At 67.3% G+C, this 21191-nt stretch carries 17 protein-coding genes; 8 read left to right on the plus strand and 9 right to left on the minus strand.

Features of this window, described 5'->3' with window-relative positions; genetic code table 11:
* Window positions 1-20 precede the first annotated feature (20 nt).
* The 5 genes from aldA to AC5LXX_RS29235 all read left to right on the plus strand — a co-directional run bounded on the left by aldA (window position 21) and on the right by AC5LXX_RS29235 (window position 7474).
* Window positions 21-1445 carry an aldehyde dehydrogenase gene (gene aldA, locus AC5LXX_RS29215; RefSeq protein WP_493412043.1) on the plus strand — a complete coding sequence of 475 codons (1425 nt, stop codon included), beginning with the start codon at window positions 21-23 and terminating at the stop codon, window positions 1443-1445.
* Window positions 1446-1578: 133 nt separating this feature from the next.
* Window positions 1579-2901, plus strand: coding sequence for an MFS transporter (locus tag AC5LXX_RS29220; protein ID WP_493412044.1), 1323 nt, complete (start codon window positions 1579-1581; stop codon window positions 2899-2901).
* Entirely contained in the window at window positions 2898-4115 is a 1218-nt protein-coding gene (locus AC5LXX_RS29225) for a mandelate racemase/muconate lactonizing enzyme family protein (RefSeq protein WP_493412045.1), read from the plus strand. The genes AC5LXX_RS29220 and AC5LXX_RS29225 overlap by 4 nt, the downstream gene beginning before the upstream one ends.
* A 16-nt stretch (window positions 4116-4131) precedes the next feature.
* Window positions 4132-5799 carry a GMC family oxidoreductase gene (locus AC5LXX_RS29230; RefSeq protein WP_493412046.1) on the plus strand — a complete coding sequence of 556 codons (1668 nt, stop codon included), beginning with the start codon at window positions 4132-4134 and terminating at the stop codon, window positions 5797-5799.
* A gap of 298 nt (window positions 5800-6097) precedes the next feature.
* Window positions 6098-7474 carry an acetate kinase gene (locus tag AC5LXX_RS29235; protein WP_493412047.1) on the plus strand — a complete coding sequence of 459 codons (1377 nt, stop codon included), beginning with the start codon at window positions 6098-6100 and terminating at the stop codon, window positions 7472-7474.
* 56 nt (window positions 7475-7530) lie between these two features.
* On the opposite strand, the gene AC5LXX_RS29240 is transcribed toward AC5LXX_RS29235, so the two are convergent.
* The 7 genes from AC5LXX_RS29240 to AC5LXX_RS29270 form a co-directional block, all read right to left on the minus strand.
* Entirely contained in the window at window positions 7531-8247 is a 717-nt protein-coding gene (locus tag AC5LXX_RS29240) for a hypothetical protein (protein WP_493412048.1), read from the minus strand.
* A gap of 8 nt (window positions 8248-8255) precedes the next feature.
* Window positions 8256-8948, minus strand: coding sequence for a C39 family peptidase (locus AC5LXX_RS29245; protein ID WP_493412049.1), 693 nt, complete (start codon window positions 8946-8948; stop codon window positions 8256-8258).
* 3 nt (window positions 8949-8951) lie between these two features.
* On the minus strand, window positions 8952-9560 hold the full coding sequence (locus tag AC5LXX_RS29250) for a hypothetical protein (protein ID WP_493412050.1): 609 nt from the start codon (window positions 9558-9560) through the stop codon (window positions 8952-8954).
* A gap of 111 nt (window positions 9561-9671) precedes the next feature.
* On the minus strand, window positions 9672-10916 hold the full coding sequence (locus AC5LXX_RS29255; RefSeq protein ID WP_493412051.1) for a hypothetical protein: 1245 nt from the start codon (window positions 10914-10916) through the stop codon (window positions 9672-9674).
* 523 nt (window positions 10917-11439) lie between these two features.
* Window positions 11440-12261, minus strand: a complete 822-nt coding sequence (locus AC5LXX_RS29260) for a quaternary amine ABC transporter ATP-binding protein (RefSeq protein WP_493412052.1) — start codon at window positions 12259-12261, stop codon at window positions 11440-11442.
* Between the two features lie 14 nt (window positions 12262-12275).
* Window positions 12276-13241: an ABC transporter permease gene (locus AC5LXX_RS29265; RefSeq protein WP_493412053.1), complete on the minus strand. Its 966-nt coding sequence runs from the start codon at window positions 13239-13241 to the stop codon at window positions 12276-12278.
* Between the two features lie 70 nt (window positions 13242-13311).
* On the minus strand, window positions 13312-14349 hold the full coding sequence (locus AC5LXX_RS29270; RefSeq protein ID WP_493412054.1) for an ABC transporter substrate-binding protein: 1038 nt from the start codon (window positions 14347-14349) through the stop codon (window positions 13312-13314).
* Window positions 14350-14896: 547 nt separating this feature from the next.
* Here AC5LXX_RS29270 and AC5LXX_RS29275 point away from each other — a divergent pair.
* The 3 genes from AC5LXX_RS29275 (at window position 14897) to AC5LXX_RS29285 (ending at window position 18322) form a co-directional block, all read left to right on the plus strand.
* Window positions 14897-16048, plus strand: a complete 1152-nt coding sequence (locus AC5LXX_RS29275; protein WP_493412055.1) for a porin — start codon at window positions 14897-14899, stop codon at window positions 16046-16048.
* Between the two features lie 328 nt (window positions 16049-16376).
* Window positions 16377-17186, plus strand: coding sequence for an OXA-1043 family class D beta-lactamase (gene blaOXA, locus AC5LXX_RS29280; protein WP_493412056.1), 810 nt, complete (start codon window positions 16377-16379; stop codon window positions 17184-17186).
* A complete protein-coding gene (locus tag AC5LXX_RS29285; protein WP_493412057.1) occupies window positions 17183-18322 on the plus strand; it encodes an acyltransferase family protein in 1140 nt (379 codons plus the stop codon). Before blaOXA ends, AC5LXX_RS29285 begins: the two co-directional genes overlap by 4 nt.
* A 206-nt stretch (window positions 18323-18528) precedes the next feature.
* On the opposite strand, the gene AC5LXX_RS29290 is transcribed toward AC5LXX_RS29285, so the two are convergent.
* Together AC5LXX_RS29290 and poxB are read right to left on the minus strand one after the other, a co-directional pair.
* Window positions 18529-19119, minus strand: coding sequence for a class I SAM-dependent methyltransferase (locus AC5LXX_RS29290; RefSeq protein WP_493412058.1), 591 nt, complete (start codon window positions 19117-19119; stop codon window positions 18529-18531).
* 259 nt (window positions 19120-19378) lie between these two features.
* Window positions 19379-21100: a ubiquinone-dependent pyruvate dehydrogenase gene (poxB, locus tag AC5LXX_RS29295; protein WP_493412059.1), complete on the minus strand. Its 1722-nt coding sequence runs from the start codon at window positions 21098-21100 to the stop codon at window positions 19379-19381.
* Window positions 21101-21191: the final 91 nt, after the last annotated feature.

The following is a 21191-nucleotide window of genomic DNA, read 5'->3' on the forward strand; positions in this document are numbered from 1 at the left end:
TTCATCGGAGGAGTCACTTCATGCGCACCGAACGCAACTACGTGAACGGCCGTTTCGTCGCCCCCCAAAGCGACGCGTTCATCGTCGTCCACAATCCCGCCACCGAGGCGCCGTTCGCGCGCGTGCCGGCCGCCACGCCGGCAGACGCACTCGCTGCCGTCGAGGCCGCGGCGGCCGCGCAGAAGGCATGGCGCAAGCTGCCGAGCGCCGAGCGCGCGACCTGTCTGCACCGCCTCGCCGACGCGCTGACCGCCCGCGCGGCCGACATCGGCGCGGCGCTCGCGCAGGAATCCGGCAAGAGCGTCGAGGACGCGTCGAACGAAGCCGTCTATGCCGGCCAGATCACGCGCTACCACGCCGAGTGGGCGCGCCGGATCGAGGGCGAGATCATCCCGAGCGACACGCCCGACGAGAACCTGTTCCTGCAGCGCGAGCCGATCGGCGTCGTCGCGTGCCTCATCCCGTTCAACTATCCCGTCTACACGCTGCTGCGCAAGGTTGCGCCCGCGCTGATCGCCGGCAACACCGTGGTCGTGCGGCCGAGCAACCACACGCCGGTGTCCGCGTTCGAGATCGCCAAGGCCGTCGACGATGCGGGCTTCCCGTCGGGTGTCGTCAACATCCTGACGATGGATCACGCGACGGCCGAGGCGCTGTGCACGCATCCGGCGGTCGGCATGATCACGTTGACCGGCAGCGTGAACGCGGGCCGCAAGGTGCTCGACTACTGCAAGGCGAACATCGCGAAGCCATCGCTCGAACTCGGCGGCAAGACGCCCGCGATCATCGAGCCCGATGCCGATCTCGAACGCGCGGCCGCCGCGCTCGTCGCGTCGAAGACGACCCATAGCGGCCAGCTGTGCACGGCGATCGAGCGCGTGTACGTGCACGACAGCGTGCACGACCGCTTCGTCGCGTTGCTGAAGGAAAAGATGGCGGCCGTGCGCAGCGGCGACCGCTCGGAAGACGCGACGCGGATGGGTCCGCTCGTCAGCGCGTCGGCGCGCGCACACATCCACGGCATGGTCGAACGCGCGGTCGCGGCCGGTGCGACGCTCGAAACCGGCGGGAAGATCCCCGACGGCCGCGGCTTCTTTTACCCGGCCACGCTGCTGACGAACTGCCGGCAGGACATGGAGATCGTTCAGGAGGAAACCTTCGGCCCGATCATGCCCGTGCTGCGCTACCGGACCATCGACGAAGCCATCGGCTTCGCGAACGACCACCAGTTCGGGCTGTCGTCGGTGCTCTACACCGAGAACTACCGCACCGCGATGACCGTCGCAAACGCGATCGAGGCTGGCGAGCTGTACGTGAACCGCACGCCGGCCGACCCGTACCAGGGCTTCCACGCCGGCTGGAAGCGCTCTGGCCTCGGCGGCGACGACGGCAAGCACGGGATGCTCGAATTCACGCAGACGCGCCTCGTCGTCATGAAGTACTGACGCAAAGCCGACGCACCATTTCCGGCGCGCGCGTCACGACACCACGCCGCGCGCGCCACCCCTGACCCGACGAACCCACACAAAACAAATCTGCAGGCTTCCTGACGAAGGAAGTCTGATGGAGGAAGACATCATGCCGACCCAACCGTCGACACCAGCCGCATCGCTCGCGTTGCACGACAACGCGCACGCGACGCAGCCCGCCCGCGCGCAACGCTACCTGCAACTGCTGCTGCTCGTGATCGCCGCGGGCGCGATCTACCCGATGCTGTACCTGCGTCAGGTGTACCAGCCGACGATGCTGCAGTTCTTCCGGATCGACGACGTGCAGCTCGGCTACCTGTACTCGTCGCTGGGCACGATCTTTCTCGTCAGCTATCTGCCGAGCGGCTGGCTCGCCGACCGCCTGTCGCCGCGCTGGCTGATCTGCTTCTCGCTGCTCGCGACGGGTGCGCTCGGGCTCGTCTACGCGACCGGGCCGTCGTTCAACACGCTCGTGCTGATCTTCGGCGGCTGGGGGCTGACCACCGGCCTCACGTTCTGGGCGGCCGTGATCAAGCGCGTGAACATGATCGCCGGCTCCGACGAACAGGGCCGCTTCTTCGGGCTGCTCGACGGCGGTCGCGGGCTCGTCGAGGCACTGCTCGCGACGATCGCGATCACGCTGTTCGCGTACGTGACGCAAACGCATGGCGGCACCGATGCAGCCGGCTTCAAGCTCGTCGTGCACCTGTACGCGTTCTGCTGCATCGCGCTCGGCATCCTGCTGGCACTGGTGAAGGATCCGTCGCGCACCGGCGACCGTGCAGCGGCCACGAAGCGCGCGAAGGGCAATGTCCTGAGCGATCTGAAGACGCTCGCGGCGATTCCCGAACTGTGGCTCGTCGCGGCGATCGTGTTCTGCGGCTACCAGGTGTTCTGGGCGACCTACAGCTTCTCGGCGTACCTGCACGAAGGCAATTTCGGACTCAGCGCGACGGCGGCCGGTTTCATCACGACGCTCAAGCTGTGGATGCGGCCGGTCGGCGGCATCGGCGGCGGCTTCCTCGGCGACCGTGTGTCAAAGGTGTCCGTGCTGTTCTGGGCGCTCGTGCTCGCCGCGCTGTCGCTGGTCGGGCTGATCGCAGCGCCCGCGCATAGCCCGCAGGCAATGCTCGTCGTGCTCGTGCTGTTCATCGGCATCCTGACTTATGCGATCCGCGGCCTGTACTGGTCGCTGCTCGACGACTGCAAGGTGCCGACGCACTGCGCGGGTCTCGCAATCGGCCTGATCTCGGTGCTCGGCTATTCGCCCGACGTGTTCGTGCCGCTGATCAACGGCTACGTGACGCAGACGTACCCGGGCGCGCACGGCTACCAGCTCTATTTCGGCTATATCGCGGCGATCGCGCTCTGCGGCGCGGGCGCCGCCGCGTACCTCAAAACCCGCCTCGACCGCATCCAGGAGTCCGCATGAAGATCGTTTCGCTCGAAACCCATATCGTCGCCGTGCCGCCGCCGCATGTCGGCGGGATGTACTGGATCTTCGTGAAGCTGAAGACCGACGACGGCATCGAAGGCGTCGGCGAGATCTATTCGGCGACGTTCGGCCCGAAGGCAATGGCGCCGATCATCGACGACGTGTTCGACCGCTACCTGCTGAACCACGACCCGCACCACGTCGAGCGGCTGTTCCGCCAGGCGTATTCGAGCGGCTTCACGCAACGGCCCGACCTGACGATGATGGGCGTCGTCAGCGGCCTCGAGATGGCGTGCTGGGACATCATCGGCAAGGCCGCCGGCAAGCCCGTGTACGAACTGCTCGGCGGGAAGGTCCACGAGCGGCTGCGCTCGTACACGTACCTGTATCCGAAGAACGCGAAGGGCGAGTACGACTACGACGACCCCGACCTCGCGGCCGAATGCGCGGCCGAGAACGTGAAGCTCGGCTTCACGGCCGTCAAGTTCGATCCGGCCGGCCCGTACACGGCCTACTCGGGCCACCAGTTGTCGCTCGACGTGCTCGACCGCTGCGAGTTGTTCTGCCGGCGCGTGCGCGAAGCCGTCGGCAGCAAGGCCGACCTGCTGTTCGGCACGCACGGGCAGATGGTGCCGTCGTCGGCGATCCGGCTCGCGAAGCGGCTCGAGAAGTACGATCCGCTGTGGTTCGAGGAACCCGTGCCGCCGGGGCAGGAAGACGCCATCGCCGAAGTCGCGAAGCACACGTCGATCCCGATCGCGACCGGTGAGCGCCTGACGACCAAGTACGAATTCCACAAGCTGCTGCAGGCTGGCGGCGCATCGATCCTGCAACTGAACGTCGCGCGCGTGGGCGGCCTGCTCGAAGCGAAGAAGATCGCAACGCTCGCGGAAGTGCACTACGCGCAGATCGCACCGCACCTGTACAACGGGCCGGTGGGTGCGGCCGCCAGCATCCAGCTCGCGACCTGCACGCCGAACTTCCTGATCCAGGAAAGCATCATGACGTGGGGCGGGTTTCATTCCGAAGTCGTGAAGACGCCGATCCGCTGGGAAGACGGCTACATCGTCCCGTCGAACGAGCCGGGCCTCGGCATCGAGCTCGACATGGAGGTCGTGCGCCGGCATACGCCGTACACGGGCGAGCGGCTGCACCTGCAGATGGGCGAGCAACCCGTCGACGTGAAGGATCTCGCGCCCGCGAAGGGCTGAGCGCACAGGACACGACATGAGCTACGACTACATCATCGTCGGCGCGGGCTCGGCCGGCTGCATCCTCGCGAACCGCCTCAGCGAATCGGGCCGGCACTCGGTGCTGCTGCTCGAAGCGGGCGAACGCGACGCGTCGTTCTGGTTCAAGGTGCCGGTCGGCTTCACGAAGACCTACTACAACCGCCGCTACAACTGGATGTACTACAGCGAGCCCGAGGCGCAACTCGCCGACCGCAAGCTGTACTGCCCGCGCGGCAAGGTCGTCGGCGGGTCGGGGTCGATCAACGCGATGGTCTATGTGCGCGGCCAGCGCAGCGACTACGACGACTGGGCGAACGCCGGCAATCCCGGCTGGGCGTATGACGACGTGCTGCCGTATTTCCGCAAGCTCGAAACGCACGCGGCCGGCGCGACCGACCCGCAGCATCACGGCTCGACAGGGCCGATCCACATCACGTCGATGAAGGCCGACGTGCATCCGATCGTCCACGAATTCCTGAAGGGCTGCAGTCAACTGAACCTGCCGAGCACCGACGATTTCAACGGCGCGCGGTTCGAAGGCGCCGGCATCTACGACCTGAACACGAAGAACGGCGAGCGCTGCTCCAGCAGCTTCGCGTACTTGCGTCCCGCGCTGGGCCGCTCGAACCTCACGCTGCGCTCGGGCGTGCTCGTGCGGCGCGTGACGTTCGACGGCACGCGTGCGGCGGGCGTGGTCGTCGCGGGCGAGCATGGCGACGAAACGCTCGTCGCCGCACGCGAGGTGATCCTCGCGGCGGGCGCGGTCGATACGCCGAAGCTGCTGCAGCTGTCGGGCGTCGGCGATCCGGCATTGCTCGCGCGTCACCGCGTGCCGCTCGTGCATGCGCTGCCGGCCGTCGGACGCAACCTGCAGGACCACCTGTGCGTGAGCTTCTACTTCAAGGCGAACCGGCCGACGCTGAACGACGAGATGGGTACGCTCATCGGCAAGATGAAGATCGGCTTGCGCTACCTGCTGACGAAGCGCGGCCCGCTCGCGATGAGCGTGAACCAGGCCGGCGGCTTTTTCCGCGGCTCGAGCGATACGCAGGAACCGAACCTCCAGCTCTACTTCAACCCGCTGTCGTACCGGATTCCGAAGAGCGACCGCGCGAGCATCAAGCCCGAGCCATACTCCGGATTCCTGATCGCGTTCAATCCGTGCCGGCCGACGAGCCGCGGCACGATCGAGATCGCGTCGAACCGCGCGGAAGATGCCGCGAAGATCCACATCAACGCGCTCACGACGCAGAAGGACCTCGACGAGGCCGTGCAGGGCAGCAAGGTGATCCGTGCGCTGATGCGCGCGCCGGCGCTGAAGTCGATGACCGTCGAGGAAATCTCGCCGGGGCCGCAGGTCGATTCGGACGAAGCGATACTCCAGTATTTCCGCGAGCAGTCAGGCTCGATCTACCACCTGTGCGGCTCTTGCGCGATGGGGCCGGACGCGGCGACGTCGGTGGTCGATGCATCGCTGCGCGTGCACGGGCTGCAGGCGCTGCGGATCGTCGATGCATCGGTGTTCCCGAACATCACGTCGGGCAACATCAACGCACCGACGATGATGGTCGCGGAGAAAGGCGCGGACCTGATTCTGGCGGATGCGCAACGCACGGAAACCACCGGTGCGCCGACGCGTGCCCGCGAAACCGTCCCGCACTGACGCGCCGGCCCATGCATCGTCCGGTCGGAACAACGTCCGCCGGCACACGGGAAAACACTGCCACGAACACACCGCGCGGCCCGCGCGCACAGGCTCGAAACGTGCATTCGGTTATGACGAAAGTCCCCGAGAAACGGGGGTCGCCGTGTCGACCGTCGACCGCCGATCGCCGTACACGAGCGAGGGTTTGTCTGGTTGGCTTCCGATCGTGACGCGAAGCGATCCCGGACAACGCGCACGGCGGCCTGCCGTCGGTGTGTCCCGGGAGAAACCACAGGCCCGATCGTGGAGACGCGCCGTGAAACGCATGCCATTTCGCTGCATCCATGCCATCAGCTATGCAAGCGTGCTGCTCTTTCAGGCCCAGGCGCAGGCGCAGTCGCTGGACGCCCAGTCGACCCAGGAGAACATTTCCGCACTGCGCCATGAAGTCGATCATCATCTGCAGGAACTGAGCGCGCTCAAGCGCAAGCTGGCCGACGAAGAAGCCAATCTCTCGCGCCTGAGCCGGGCGCTGGACAACCGGGAACTCGCGGCCCGGCGCGGTACGGGCACCGGGGACGCCGGCGGCTCCGGCGACGCGGCGCCGCAGGCCGATACCGGCGCCCCGGGCGGCGCAGCCGGCACGGCAGGCAACGCCCCAGGCAACGTGCAATCCGCGGCCGGGCCCGCCGCGCCACCGAACCGGCCGGTCGGCCAGGCGCCGGTGGCGGAAACCGCACCGCCGCCCGTCGCGCCCATCTTCGACCAGCCCGGCGTGCTGACGCCGAAGCACAAGTTCGTCGTCGAGCCGTCGCTCCAGTTCAACTATTCGTCGTCGAACCGCGTCGCACTCGTCGGCTACACGATCATCCCCGCGCTGCTGATCGGCCTGGTCGACGTGCGGGAAGTCAAGACGACCACGCTGACCGGCGCGGTCGCGGTACGCTACGGGATCACCAACCGGATGGAAGTCGAAGTCCGCGTCCCCTATGTGTACTCGACGAACGACACGATCAGCCGCGAGATCTTCACCGGTTCCGCGCAGGACAACGCGTTCAACAGCCACGGCAAGGGCCTCGGCGACGTCGAGATGACGCTGCGCTATCAGTTCAATACCGGTGGCCCCGACAAGTTCTATTACATCGGCTGGCTGCGCTTCAAGACCGCCACCGGCAAGAGTCCGTTCGACGTCGTCACCGACTGCGTCACGCGCTGCGTCGGCAATGCCACCGGCACCGGCCTGCCGCTCGAGCAGCCGACGGGCTCGGGCTTCTATGCGGTCCAGCCGGGCCTCACGTGGCTCTTTCCATCCGACCCGGTCGTGTTCTTCGGCAACCTGAGCTATCTGCACAGCTTCAGCCGCGACAATCTCAGCCTCACGATTCGCGACGGGCAGAAAGACTTCATCGGAAAACTGCAGCCCGGCGACATCTGGGGTTTCAATATCGGCATGGGCCTCGCGCTGAACGAGAAAGCGGCGGTGAGCCTCGGCTACGACCAAAGCATCGTGCTGCCCACGAAACAGAACGGCCAGACGATTCCAAGCTCGGTACGCGTGATCCTCGGCTCACTGCTCCTCGGTTACTCGTACCGGCTGTCGCCGAAGACCACGCTGAATCTTTCGATCGGCGCCGGCCTCACGCGCGACACGCCGGACGTGGTCATGACGCTGCGCGTGCCGATTGCATTCTGATCGCCGATGTGCGCCGACGGCGGGCCATTACCCGCGCGTCTGCCACTCGCCGAGCCTCATCGTCCCGGCAACGCGCCGAGCAGCGCATTGTTCAGCGTCGACATCACGTTCAGGTTCTTGAACGTCGCCAGTGTGTTGACGGTCGTGTTGATCGTCGTCAGCGCCTGGATTTGCTGGTTGCTCAACGTGTTCTGGATCACCGCGCCGGTCAGCGCAGGCAGCGCGGCGGGCTGCGCGGCGTTGCCGGCGCCAACCTGGATCAGTGCGCCCGCGTTCGCGGCCGCCAGCGCCTGCGCCTGTTGCGCGGTGATATGACTGATGTCCGGGATGTTGAAGCTGGTCGTCGTGACCAGAATGCCGTTCACGAACGCGACCCGCGACACGCCGAACGAAATCTTCAGGCCGCTCGGCATATCGAAGCCGCCGCGCATCCCATCGAGGCGTACGTCGCTGAGCGCGATCGCACCGGTTGCCGGCCAGTTCCGTCGTTGCGCGCCGCCCGACTCCGATTCCGAGGCCGGCGGCCCGGCCGCGCACTCCGCCATCGCGAGCGGCCCGGCACGCAGGATCGGCGCGCCCCCGGCCCCCGACTCCGCAGCCGCCGTATCGACGCCCGCGTTCGTGGCGGCTGCCGGCACGAGACTGCTCGCCTGCGCGACAGGCTCGACGGTCGCGGCCGGCAGGCCGTCCTGCATCGCCGCCGCACTCACGGACGTCGCCGCGCCGCATACCAGCGCGGCGATGCCGGCGATCTTCCTGGTCTCGGATCTCATGACGATCCTCAAAAGTCGCTCGGGCCGTGCTTCGGCATCACGACGTTGTACAGGCCGTCGCGAGCGATGCCGGTGTAGAGTGGCGCGCCGGGCGCGACGCGCCAGTCACGCGGGTCGTTGAACACCGCCAGCCCGGGCCGGTTGTGGATCACGAAAATCACATGGTCTTCCCACTTCTGCTCGAAACTCGCCAGCGACATCGGCCGCGTGCCGGTGGCCGGATCGCCGACGAGCACTCGCCCGTCACGCAGCCCCTTCACGACCACGAAATGGTGATAGCCGTGCTCGGTGATCAACACGATCGCCGGCGTGTGCGTCCTGGCAAGCGTCTGCAACGGCAACTCGAAGCCGTCCGCGACGAAGCCGTGCGCTTCGAGAAAGCGCCGGATGTCGAGCAGCGAGAAGCCCTGCTGGCGGATCTTCTCCTGATTGCCGTTCTCCCACATCTGGGCGAAGGCGGTCTGCTCGGTCATCGGATAGTCGTACTGATAAGTCAGCAGCGTCGCGACGGCCGCCGACCCGCAGCTGAAATCGAACTGCTGCTTGACGGTGCGCTTGAACCGCGCTTCCTTGAGACTCGTGACGTGCATCGCATAACCGGCGCCCGCCGGATCGACGATCGTCATCTCGTCCGCCGATGCAACCGGGCCGGACAGCGCGTACGCGAGCGCCACGGCGCACGCGGCAGCAACCTGTCTCATCGCTCAATTCCCGAAGCGCACGTTGAGCACCGTCGCGTTCTGAATCAGCACGTTCGCGCCGGTATTCTGGATGACCGTCGGCAGACCGCTCGCATTGGCGAACGAGCCGTCGGCGATCGAATTCGAGCCGGTCGACACCCGGTTCGCGACGTTATCGGCCACCGCGCCGGTCAGATAATTCTGGCCGATCAGCGCATCGCCGCCCCGATGCTCGTCGAGCTGGTCCGGCGTCATCGCGACGCCGAAGCTGGCCGCTTGCGCGGTCGCGGCGCCAGTCGCGGAGAGAGTCGCTGTCGCCTGGGGTGCGACGGCCGCGGCCGGATCGGCCTGATCCGCGCGTGCGGCGGGTGGGGAAGGAGCGGCTCCCGGCGCAACGCCGACTGCTGCCTCGACCGCAACGGTTCGCGCCTCGTCAGCCGTGGCATGGGCCGTCAGCCCCGGCAGCAGTGCTGCGGGCAATATCACCTGCGAAAGTGCCGTTCGGATTCGCATGGCTGTCTCCTTGGTCCCTGCGCGTGCCGGTACGAACCCGGCGCACGGGGAGCGGAATCCGCGTGACCGTCGATCGACGGAAATCGGCCCGGCCGGCGCCAACGAGAGCGAGACGGCCATTCGGCCGTCCCGCCCTTGCCGGCACGTCAGTCCATCTGCGATCGAACGCGAGCCGCGAAAGCGCCTGCGCCCACGTCGATGCATCCGGCCCGCCGGGACCCACCGGCCGTTCTAACGTCCTACCGACAGGTTCGCCTGCACGGTCACAGCCTGCTGAACGAGCGACGCCATGCCGCTGTTCTGGTTGGCGACCATGATGCCCGCCGCGGTCTGGCCAACGCTCGCCATTGCGTTGGACATGTTGAATGTCCCCGCATTGACCGCATTGGCTCCGCCTGCGCCACCCGCGCCGCCGACCGCGCCGTTACCGACGCCGCCGCTGCCGGTGCCGCCTGCGCCGCCCGCGCCGCCCATCGCGCCCACCGCGCCGCTACCCGCGGTGGCGCTGCCGTTGCTGGCCGTCGTCGTCGCGCCACCGTTCGTCGCACCGCCGCCCGCGCCCGCGCCGCCGGCTCCGCCGTTGCCGGCCGTAGCTGCCGCCGCGCCGCCGTTGCCGCCCGCCGCCGCACCCGAGCCGCCGGTACCCGAGCCCGATCCGCCCGAAGCCGTCGACGTACCCGCCGACCCTGCGCCGCCCATGCCGCTACCCGAGCCGCTGCCGGTGCCCGTACCCGTGCCGGTGCCGCTGCCGGCCGATGCCGACGCGCTTCCGCTGCCATGATTCTTGGCCCACGCGGAACCGGCACCGGCCGTGCCGGTGCCACCGCCCCAGCCTGTGCCGGCGCCCGTGCCGGAGCCGCCTACGCCGACCGAAGCCGCGATGGCGCCGCCGCCCTTGCCGGAGCCATAGCCGCCGCTCGCCGTGGCATTGCCGCCAGTCCCGCCGCTGGCGTCGGGCGAACCGCCGGTGCCGCCGCCGCCGCCGTTGCCGGTGCCGGCCGTCGCGCTGCCATTGCTGGCGTTGCCTGCCGTGGCGCTGCCGTTATGCGCGCTGCCGCCTTTCCCGCCGGCGCCACCTGCGCCGCCGCCGCCGCCGTTACCACCCGCGCCGCCGTAGCCGTAGCCGTTGCCGCCCTTGCCACCGCTTCCGCCGGCCGCGCTGCCCGAATTGGTCGCGCTGTTGCCAATGCCCCAGACCTGGACATTGCTCACGTACCCGTCGAGTTTGCTGATCGCGACGATCTTGGTACTGTTGTACGAATCCTGATAGACACTCGCGCCAGGCGAGACTTCATTTGCATTGGACCCGGTGGTGCTGGTCTGGCTCGAGCTGACCGAATTGCTGAGCGTGTTCGATCCGTCATCCGCTTTCTGGCTGCAGGTCGAACTGGCATTGCTGCTGCATGGATTCGCCATCGCGTAGCCACTGCATCCCAAGGCGAGAAGCGCAGCGGACGCCAATAAAGTTTTACGCATGAAATCCTCCTGAAGTAACGAGGAACGGCTTGGCCGACCGCACCAATCCGGACGACACCACGCATCGGCGATGCCACTCCTTCAAGCGGCCCGAATACAAAGAGACCGTTGGATTTTTCACGCGACATGGCCTGCCTCGCCCGACTCCGGCACGCCATTCATGATTCAACTTTGAAACGTGCCGATCGGCACGGTACCGCGGCATCCGTGGTGCGCGACTGCTTTTCCCCTTTGCATTCATGTGCTTGCCGATCAAGCCGGAGCGGGCACGGCACGTGCGCCATGTTTCATTTTTGAGACTGCCGCCGGGGCGCATCCGGGTATGCCTGCCGCGCAGGATATTCGATCTCGATCGCAAACCCGCGCGGCGGCAGGGACGCGTGCGAATTCATTCCGCCAAGGCGTTAAAAACCCGGATAAAGCGCCATTCGGAAATGTTTCGAATGTGATAGGACGCTCTTTCTTCGGCTCCCGTCCGCTCGAAACGGCGCCCCGCGCTGCGTTGCGCCGTTCTCGCGCCGGCTCAGTTCACGCTCGTGCGCTTCTCCACGAACCGCCGCACGTACTCGTCCGCCGGCCGCGACAGAATGTCGTCCGGCGTGCCGACCTGCACCAGCGTGCCGTCGCGCAGGATCGCGATCCGGTCGCCGATGCGCAATGCCTCGTCGAGATCGTGCGTGATGAACACGATCGTCTTCGCGAGCGTCGCCTGCAGTTCGAGCAGTTGATCCTGCATCTCGGTGCGGATCAGCGGATCGAGCGCCGAAAACGCCTCGTCCATCAGCAGCACGTCGGTGTCGGCCGCGAGCGCGCGCGCCAGCCCGACGCGCTGGCGCATCCCGCCCGACAGTTCGTCCGGGTAATGATCGCCGTAGCCGTCGAGCCCGACCTTCGTCAGCCAGTTGCGCGCCGCGTCGGCCGCATCATGCCGCTTCTCGCCGCGCGTGCGCAGCGCATACGCGGCGTTGTCGAGCACGGTCTGGTGCGGCAACAGCCCGAAGTTCTGGAACACCATGCTGACCTTGAAGCGGCGCAGTTCGCGCAGCCCGTGCGCGTCGAGCTTGATCACGTCGCTGCCGTCGATCACGATCTCGCCGGCCGTCGGCTCGATCAGCCGGTTGAAGTGCCGCACGAGCGTCGATTTCCCGGAACCCGACAGCCCCATGATCACGAAGATTTCGCCCGACTCGATGCCGAGGCTCACGTCGTTGAGCCCGACGCTGCAGCCCGTTTCGGCCAGCACCTCGGCCTTGCGCCTGCCGGACCGCAGCAGGTCGAGCACGCGCGCATGCGCGGCCTGCGGCCCGAACAGCTTGTACACGTGTTTGACGTCGATGGTCGCCATGTCTGCCTCCGTTCCTATGCGCGCGACGATTGCGTCGCCTGATTCGAATCGACGCCCGCCGGCGACGCCTTGCGCGGCAGCCGGTACGGCACGCGCGACGCACCCTTCTGCCGGCGCTGCTGCGCGAGCCGTCGCCGCGCGCGCCGTTCCTGGCCGAAGCCCTGGCTGATCCGGTCGATCACGATCGCGAGGATCACGATCGCAAGGCCGGCCTGCGTGCCCTTGCCGACGTCGAGCGTCTGGATGCCGGCGAGCACGTCCTCGCCGAGCCCGCGCGAGCCGATCATCGACGCGATCACGACCATCGACAGCGCCATCATCGTCGTCTGGTTGATGCCGGCCATGATGCTCGCCCGCGCGAGCGGTAGTTGCACGTTGACGAGCAACTGCCAGCGCGTCGTGCCGAACGCGCGCGCGGCTTCCGTCACGTCCGGATCGACCTGGCGGATGCCGAGATCGGTCAGGCGAATCAGCGGCGGCAATGCGTAGATGATCGTCGCGAGGATCGCGGGCACCTTGCCGAGGCCGAACAGCATCAGCACCGGGATCAGGTACACGAAGCTCGGCAGCGTCTGCATCACGTCGAGCACCGGCAGCAGCATCCGCCGCAACCACGCGCTGCGCGACGCCAGAATACCGACCGGCACGCCGATCGCGACCGACAGCACCGTCGCGACGAGCATCAGCGCAAGGGTCTGCATCAGCTTGTCCCACAGGCCGAAGCAGCCGATCGCGTAGAGCAGCAGCATGAAGAGGGCGCCGAGACCGATGCGGCGCGTCGCATTCCACGCGATCGCGCCGACGACCAGCAGCACGAGCCACGGCGGCGCCACGCGCAGCACGCCTTCGAGCGGCACGAGCAGGTAGCGCAGTACCAGGATGCTGAAGTGATGGAAGCCGTCGCCGTATTGCGCGACGAAAGTCTCGAGCGCGCCGTTGACCCAGTCGGCGATCGACAGGTGCAGGAAGAAGCCGTTCATGATGATTCTCCGTCGCGCCGCGAAGGCGCGTGACGGCGGCGGCGGGCGCGGGCCCGCCGCCGCGCGCAGGTTACGCGCCCTTCAGGCTGCCGGCGATCTTCTGCGCAACGTCGGCCGGCACCCACTGCTTCCACATGTCCGGGCGGGTCTTCAGGAACTGCGTGGCCATCGCCGCGCCGTCGATCTTCTTCGTCGTCATCTCGAGGATCGTCTGGTTCAGGAAGTTCATCGGAAAGCGCACCTTGCCGAATACGCCGACGAGATCGGGGTTCGCATCGGCGAACGGCTTCGACACGCCGACCGTCAGCCGCGACACCATGTACGACGACGCGCACTGGTGCGTGCTGCTCTCGTCGCGCAACGTCTTCCAGCATGCTTCCTTGTAGGCCGGCATCTTCAGCGCCGTGAACTTGTATTTCGCCATCAGCGCGGCCGGGCCCCAGTAATAGAACACGATCGGCGCGCCGCGCTGGTACGCGGACACGATCGCCGCATCCAGCGCCGCCCCCGTGCCCGGATGGAAATTCGTGTACGACTGGTCGAGCTTCAGCACGCGCAGCAGGCGCGTGTTCACGCGTTCGCAATCCCAGCCCGTCGGGCAGTTCAGGAAGCGGCCCTTGTCCGGTTCCTCCTCGTCGGCGAACACCTGCTTGTACTTCGGCAGGTCGTCGATCGACGCGAGCCCCGGCGCGACCGGCTTGATGTTGCGCGCCGGATCGCCCTTCACCACGTAGTCGGGCACGAACCAGCCTTCGGTCGTGCCGCCCGGCAGCGTGTCGCCGATCAGCTTCACGGCGCCCGACGAGACGGCCTTCTCGGTGATCTCGCTGCGGCCCGTCCACTGCTCGGCCCAGATCTGCAGGTCGTTGCGCGCGAGCGCCGTTTCGGTCGCGGCCGTGCTGCCCGGCACGACGTCGGTCTTGCAGCCGTAGCCCTTCTCCATGATCTGCCGCAGCACTTCGGTCGCGAACGACCCGCTTTCCCACGTGATGCCCGCGAAGTGGACCGTCTTGCCGTCGGCGCACGCGCCGGCGGCCGCGTGGGCCGCCGGCGCGGACAGGATCGCCGCGGCGGCGAGAAGGACCGTTTTCAGTCGTCGAATCTGCATGGTGGGTCGTCTCCGAATCGAATCTGTTGTTTGTGCGTCGCGGCATGCGCGGCGACCGGCGAATCGTGAACGCATCCACGTCCGATCAGCCTGCATGTTTGAGCGGTCAATTTGTTTAGGGAAACGAGTAATTCCGATCATTGCGATCGGCGGCGCCAATCGATCTTTGGATGCGCTGTCAGGCCCGCCGGACGGGCTTCCCGGGGGGATTCACGCAGCTGGATACGGTCTGGCGCGAGCGGCCTCGCGACCGCGTTCCGCCGTTGCCGGGCCCGTGTTGAACGGCGGTGCCGCGGCCGCCGTTTCGACAGTCGAAACGGCCCGTCGCGCCTCCATTGGCGAACCCGATCCCATCCATCGAAATTACTCGCTTCCGGATCCGTTTTGGCTTCGGAAGAATGCGCGGTGTCATCGGAGGAGACACGGCCCGACGCCGCCGGTTGCCGCGCCGCACGCGCTGCGCCGGACCGCCCCGGATGACGGGGCGCGCCTCGCCGGACGCGCTCACGACAACCGATACAAGCTGGATATCCCGGAGATCTCATCAATGAAAAAGACCCTGACGGCGCTCGCCGTAACGGCAACCTTCGCGGCCCCCGTGTTCGCGCAGAGCAGCGTCACGCTGTACGGCGTGATCGACGAAGGCCTGAACTACACGAACAACGTCGGCACCGGCCACGTCTACGAGATGGCCAGCGGCTACGCGCAGGGCAGCCGCTGGGGCCTGAAGGGCAGCGAGGATCTCGGCGGCGGCATGAAGGCGATCTTCCAGCTCGAAAACGGCTTCGACGTGAACACCGGCCGCCTCAACCAGGGCGGCCGCATGTTCGGCCGCCAGGCCTACGTCGGCCTGAGCCAGACGCAGTACGGCACGCTGACGTTCGGCCGCCAGTACGACTCCGTCGTCGACTATCTCGCGCCGACCACCGCCAACGGCAACTGGGGCGGCTACCTGCTCGCGCACCCGTTCGACAACGACAACACCGACAACTCGTTCCGCCTCGACAACACGGTGAAGTACGCGAGTCCGAACTTCGGCGGCTTCCAGTTCGGCGGTGCGTACAGCTTCAGCAACAGCACGAACTTCTCGGACAACCGCGCGTACAGCTTCGGCGCGCAGTACCAGAACAACGGGCTCCTGATCGGCGCGGCCTACCTGCAGGCGAACCGTCCGGGCAACGGCTCGGCCGGCGCGATCACCGCGAACGACGCGAGCTACATCGCCGAGCGCATGCGCGTGTTCGGCGCGGGCATCAACTACACGTTCGGGCCCGCGACGGTCGGCTTCGCGTACACGAATTCGAACTACAAGAACCCGACCGGCAACGGCTATCTCGGCACGCCGGGCGCGATCATCGCGCCGGGGGCGACGGTCAGCGCGATCAAGTACCAGAACTTCGAAGTGAACGGCTCGTACCAGATCACGCCGGCGTTCATGGTCGGCGCGCAGTATGTGCTGTCGCTCGAGAAGTACGACGCGTCGACCGGCGACGCGAAGCCGAAGATCCACTCGGTCGGGCTGATGGCCGACTACAACCTGTCGAAGCGCACCGACGTGTACGTGCAGGCCGCGTACCAGCACATCGCCGGCGACAAGACGAACTCGATCCTCGACAACGCGTTCATCCCCGGTACCGACGCGCCGTCGTCGACGTCGAACCAGGTGGCCGTGCGCGTCGCGCTGCGCCACAAGTTCTGATGTAACCCGGTTCTCCGTTCTTCACGCGACACCCGCGCGGGTCTGCCCGAGGTGTCTTTGCCCGCCCGCAAGCGCAAGCCTGCCGGCGGGTTTTTTCATGGGTCGTCGCAACGCGCGACCGGCCGATGTCGCCGGCATCGGTGGAAAAGGTGCGCTTGTCCCGTCAACCGTGACAGGTCAACGAACGACCATCCGTCGATACACTGTGCGCTTCCGCGACGGCCGCCATCCCCACGATCCTCGATGCCGGCCGCCGCCTTCATTGCGCGCGGCCTACCGCTATCGGCCCGCACCGCGCGCTTGCCGCCCATCTCCGAAGGAGTGTCACTTGAAGCACTCGCGCCGCGCGCTGTTCGCCGTCGCCGCCGGCCTCGCGGCCGCTGCGTCCTCCCACGCCCATCCCGTCTGCACCGTCGTCGCCGACGCCGCCACCGGCCGGGTGCTCGTACAGCAAGGCGATTGCGCGACCCGCGTGACGCCGGCATCGACGTTCAAGGTCGCGATCAGCCTGATGGGCTTCGACGCCGGCGTGCTGAAGGACGAGCACGCACCCACGCTCGACTTCCACACCGGCTACCCCGACTGGGGCGGTGCGCCGTGGCGCGAACCGACCGACCCGGCACGCTGGATGAAACTGTCGATCTTCTGGTATTCGGAGCAGGTCGCGCAGGCGCTCGGACAGGCACGCTTCCAGCAGTACACGAGCGCGTTCGGCTACGGCAACGAAGACGCGACCAGTCCAACGGGCGAACTGAACGGCGTGATGGGCGCGTGGGTCAACGCGTCGCTGCGCATCTCGCCGCTCGAACAGGTCGACTTCATGCGCAAGGTCGCGAACCGGACACTGCCCGTCAGCGCGCACGCGTACGACATGACCGAGCGCATCACGCTGATCGACACGCAGCCCGGCGGCTGGATCGTGCATGGCAAGACGGGTACCGGGTCGCCGGGGCGCAAGTACGATGCGTCGCACGCGTACGGCTGGTTCGTCGGCTGGGCGGCCAAGGGGCCGCGCAAGGTCGCGTTCGCGTACCTGATCCAGGACGACGAGCGGCAGACGCCGAACGCCGGCCTGCGCGCACGCGATACGTTCCTGGCGACGCTGCCGGCCCTCGCCGAAACGGGCAGGCCGCAATGAGCACCGGCCCGCGCAACGCGCGGATCGACCTGCTGCGCGGCGTGTCGATCGTGCTCGTCCTGCTGCATCACTTCAACATCCCCTACTCGCTGCGCGACACGTCGCTCGCACGCGTATTCGGCTGGGATACCGTGCATGCGATCGCGCGCAACGGCAACTACGGCGTGACGATGTTCTTCGTGATCTCCGGCTACCTGATCACGTCGAATGCGCGCCGCCGCTGGGGCAGCCTCGGCGCGGTCGACGTGCGTGCGTTCTACGTGTCGCGTGTCGCGCGCATCGTCCCGTGCCTGCTCCTGCTGCTCGCGCTCGTCAACGGCCTCGCGGCGGCCGGCGTGCCGATCTTCCAGAACCATGCGCCGGAGGGCATCGCCGTGTCGTTCTGGCTCGTGAATCTCGCATCGCTGACGTTCTGGATGAACGTGCTGATCGGCACGTACGGGTGGGTCAACTACGCGCTCGGCGTGCTGTGGTCGCTGTCGGTTGAAGAGGTGTTCTACCTGTCGTTTCCGCTGCTATGCATCGCATTGCGCCGCGACGCGCGGCTGGCCGCGTTCTGGGTGCTCATCGCCGCGATCGGGCCCGTGTACCGCTTCACGCACACCGGCGACGAAGGCGGGTTCCTCTATGCGTACTTCGCGTCGTTCGACGGGATCGCGATCGGCTGCTGCACCGCGTTGCTGGCCGAACGCGCACGTTGGCAGAGGCTTGCGGCAGCGCCCGTGCAATGGCTTACGGCAACGTTGATGGTCGTGCTTTATCTCGCATGGCCGATCGCCGAAAGCCACGTACTCGGCGTCACCGCGATGGCGCTCGGCACGGCCGTGCTGCTGATCGGCGCGCATGCGGAACGCACGCCCGCGCACGGCCGCGTGCTCGCGCCGCTGCGCTGGAGCGGCCGGCTCAGCTACGAGCTGTATCTGTTCCACCTGATCGTGCTCGGCGCGCTGCGTACGTTCTGGCCGCCTTCGAGCATGCACGGCGACGGCAAGCTGGCGTTGCTCGTCGCGTATCTGGTGCTGTCGGCCGGATTGAGCGCCGCCATCGCGCGCGGCTATGCGACGCCGCTCGATCGCTTCTTCAAGCGCGTCGCGACGCGGCCCGCGATACGCGTGGCGGACGACGCGCGCGTGTAGCGGCCGTCGGCAGACTCATGTCCGGCGGGCTACGCGCGACGCTAGGTCCCCGCCCGGTAGATTGACGTGCAGTGCCGCTGCCAGGAGGCACGAGTCCTCGTGAGACTCGTCGGAGAAGATCTCGCGAATGGAGATTCGAAGGATTCGTACGACTGATGAAAGCATTTGGCAGGGCGCTGCATCGGTGCGCCCTGCGCGCGGCGGCGTCACCCGGCGTGTTCGGCGGCAGCGCTGCGCACGGTCACGATGCGCGCAGGCGGAATATTTGCCCAGACGATCCGGCTGCCACCGGCAACAAATGCCGAATCGCCGAGCGGATGGCGGCCGGGCGGCCGCAGGTCGTACGTGAACTGGATCATCACGCCGTCGGCCGACAGCACGCGATGGCATTGATCGACGATCGCCGCCACGGCCTCGCGCGGCAGCGTGCGCAGCGGCAGGCACGACACGATCGCATCGACGCGCGCATCGGGCGGCAGCAGCCGCTCGAGCTGCCGCGCGTCGCCCGAGACGATCGAGATGCCGGGAAAGCGCCGTCGCAGATGCTGCACGAACGCCGGCGAGCGTTCGACCACGACGAGGCGCCGTGGCGCGACGCCGCGTTCGAGCAACGCCGCGGTGATCGCGCCGGTGCCGCCGCCGAGCTCGACGACCAGCCCGTCGCCGTCCGGCACCGCATCGGCCATCTCGCGCGCCAGATGCCGCGAACTCGGGCACAACGCACCCACCGCAGCCGGACGGCCGACCCACTCGCGCACGAACAGTGCCGAGACCCGCCATGCGTTCGGCCACATCATGGGCAGACCTTGAGCAGTTGCGCCGCCGGCTTCGACGTGCCGGCGGCTTCGTGGAACAGGGCTACGGCGACACGGGGCTTGGGCATGCGCATCCTCCTGGACGAATCGGTCCGCCGCAGGAAGCGCGACGATCAAATCGATTCTAGGAAACGCAAACTTAAGGCGACGTGAAGATTGACCCTGATTTGACTGATCAATTCGTGCCCGATCAACCGACAGACACCGGGCCAGCGCGGCCCCGACGCGCCCCCGTCCCTCCTCACCGCAGGTTGGTTCTCGCGAGCTCGACGATTTCATCGCCGCGCCCGCTGAGGATCGCGCGCAGCATGAACAGGCTGAAGCCCTTCGCGTGCGCGAGTTCGATCTTCGGCGGCATCGCGAGTTCGTACTTCGACGTGACGACGTCGACGACGGCCGGCCCGTCATGCGCGAACGCCATGCGCAGCGCTTCCTCGACGTTCTCCGAATGCTCGACGCGTACGCTGAAGATGCCGGCCCCCTTCGCGATTGCCGCGAAATCGGTCGGGCTCAGGTCGACGTTCGTATCGAGATAGCCGGCCGCCTTCAGTTCCATCGACACGAAGCCCAGCAGGCTGTTGTTGTACACGACGATCTTGATCGGCAGGTTGAGCTGACGCGCGCTCAGCAGATCGCCGAGCAGCATCGACAGCCCGCCGTCGCCGGACAGCGATACGACCTGCCGCCCCGGATGCGCGCCTTGCGCGCCGAGCGCCTGCGGCATCGCGTTCGCCATCGACCCGTGATTGAACGAGCCGTGCAGTTGCCGCTTGCCGTTCATCGTCAGGTAGCGCGCGGCCCACAGCGTCGGCGTGCCGACGTCTGCCGTGAAGATCGCGTCGTCGGCCGCGACTTCGTCGACGATCTTCGTCAGGTATTGCGGATGGATCGCGCGGCCCGGCGGCTCGGCCACCGCGAGATCGTCGAGCCCCTTGCGCGCGGCCGCGTAGTGCTTCAGCGCGTTCTCGAGGAAGCGCCGCTGCGTCTTGCGCGTCAGGCGCGGCAGCAGCGCCGCGATCGTTTCCTTCACCGTGCCGACGAGACCGAGCGCAAGCGGCGCGCGATGGCCGAGCTGCGAGCCCTTCCAGTCGATCTGCGCGACCTTGGCGTTCGTCGGATAGAACGGCCGATACGGGAAATCCGTGCCGAGCATCAGCAGCGTGTCGCACGATTCCATCGCGTGATAGCCCGAGCTGAAACCGATCAGCCCCGTCATCCCGACGTCGAACGGATTGTCCCATTCGACGAACTGCTTGCCGCGCAGCGCATGCACGACCGGTGCGCCGAGCGCGTCGGCCAGCGCGACCACTTCGTCGTGCGCGCCCTGCGTGCCGCTGCCGCACAGCAGCGTGACCGCGTCGGACGCGTTGAGCAGCGCCGCGAGCCGGTCGAGATCGGCATCGGCCGGCAGGATCGACGGCGGCGCGGAATCGCTCCATGCCGGCGCTTCTTCCGGGCCGTCGCCGAGCGCGATGTCGCCCGGCAGCACGATCACCGCGACGCCGCGCTCCTCGATCGCGGTGCGCATCGCGCGAGCGAGCACGCGCGGAAATTGCGACGCGTTCGTCACGAGTTCGGCGAAGTGGCTGCACTCGCGGAACAGTTCCTGCGGATGAGTTTCCTGGAAGTAGCCGAGGCCGATCTCGGTCGACGGGATGTGCGCGGCGATCGCGAGCACCGGCTGGTGATTGCGGTGGCAGTCGTACAGCCCGTTGATCAGGTGCAGGTTGCCGGGGCCGCAACTGCCCGCGCACACCGCGAGCCGACCGGTCGACGCCGCATCGGCGCCGGCCGCGAACGCAGCGCTCTCCTCGTGCCGCGTATGCATCCAGCGGATCGAGCCGATCTGGCTCAGGCTGAACGACAGGCCGTTCAGGCTGTCGCCCGTCACGCCCCAGATGCGCTCGACGCCTGCTGCCGCGAGCGTTTTCGCGAGATATTCCGCCATCGTCTGTCTTGCCATGATGCCCTCACAGTTGGGTTGTCGCGACATGCGGCATCTGCCCCGCATGGGCGCATGATAGTCAAGGACGCGAAATGACGTCTGAACGGTG

The organism is Burkholderia torrens, assembly GCF_984668525.1.

What these genes read in the sequence shown, in the direction of transcription:
- aldA (WP_493412043.1), top strand. Translation starts at nt 21, where the DNA reads ATGCGCACCGAACGCAACTACGTGAACGGCCGTTTCGTCGCCCCCCAA.
- AC5LXX_RS29220 (WP_493412044.1), top strand. Translation starts at nt 1,579, where the DNA reads ATGCCGACCCAACCGTCGACACCAGCCGCATCGCTCGCGTTGCACGAC.
- AC5LXX_RS29225 (WP_493412045.1), top strand. Translation starts at nt 2,898, where the DNA reads ATGAAGATCGTTTCGCTCGAAACCCATATCGTCGCCGTGCCGCCGCCG.
- AC5LXX_RS29230 (WP_493412046.1), top strand. Translation starts at nt 4,132, where the DNA reads ATGAGCTACGACTACATCATCGTCGGCGCGGGCTCGGCCGGCTGCATC.
- AC5LXX_RS29240 (WP_493412048.1), bottom strand. Translation starts at nt 8,247, where the DNA reads ATGAGATCCGAGACCAGGAAGATCGCCGGCATCGCCGCGCTGGTATGC.
- AC5LXX_RS29245 (WP_493412049.1), bottom strand. Translation starts at nt 8,948, where the DNA reads ATGAGACAGGTTGCTGCCGCGTGCGCCGTGGCGCTCGCGTACGCGCTG.
- AC5LXX_RS29250 (WP_493412050.1), bottom strand. Translation starts at nt 9,560, where the DNA reads ATGGCCGTCTCGCTCTCGTTGGCGCCGGCCGGGCCGATTTCCGTCGAT.
- AC5LXX_RS29255 (WP_493412051.1), bottom strand. Translation starts at nt 10,916, where the DNA reads ATGCGTAAAACTTTATTGGCGTCCGCTGCGCTTCTCGCCTTGGGATGC.
- AC5LXX_RS29260 (WP_493412052.1), bottom strand. Translation starts at nt 12,261, where the DNA reads ATGGCGACCATCGACGTCAAACACGTGTACAAGCTGTTCGGGCCGCAG.
- AC5LXX_RS29265 (WP_493412053.1), bottom strand. Translation starts at nt 13,241, where the DNA reads ATGAACGGCTTCTTCCTGCACCTGTCGATCGCCGACTGGGTCAACGGC.
- AC5LXX_RS29270 (WP_493412054.1), bottom strand. Translation starts at nt 14,349, where the DNA reads ATGCAGATTCGACGACTGAAAACGGTCCTTCTCGCCGCCGCGGCGATC.
- AC5LXX_RS29275 (WP_493412055.1), top strand. Translation starts at nt 14,897, where the DNA reads ATGAAAAAGACCCTGACGGCGCTCGCCGTAACGGCAACCTTCGCGGCC.
- AC5LXX_RS29285 (WP_493412057.1), top strand. Translation starts at nt 17,183, where the DNA reads ATGAGCACCGGCCCGCGCAACGCGCGGATCGACCTGCTGCGCGGCGTG.
- AC5LXX_RS29290 (WP_493412058.1), bottom strand. Translation starts at nt 19,119, where the DNA reads ATGATGTGGCCGAACGCATGGCGGGTCTCGGCACTGTTCGTGCGCGAG.
- poxB (WP_493412059.1), bottom strand. Translation starts at nt 21,100, where the DNA reads ATGGCAAGACAGACGATGGCGGAATATCTCGCGAAAACGCTCGCGGCA.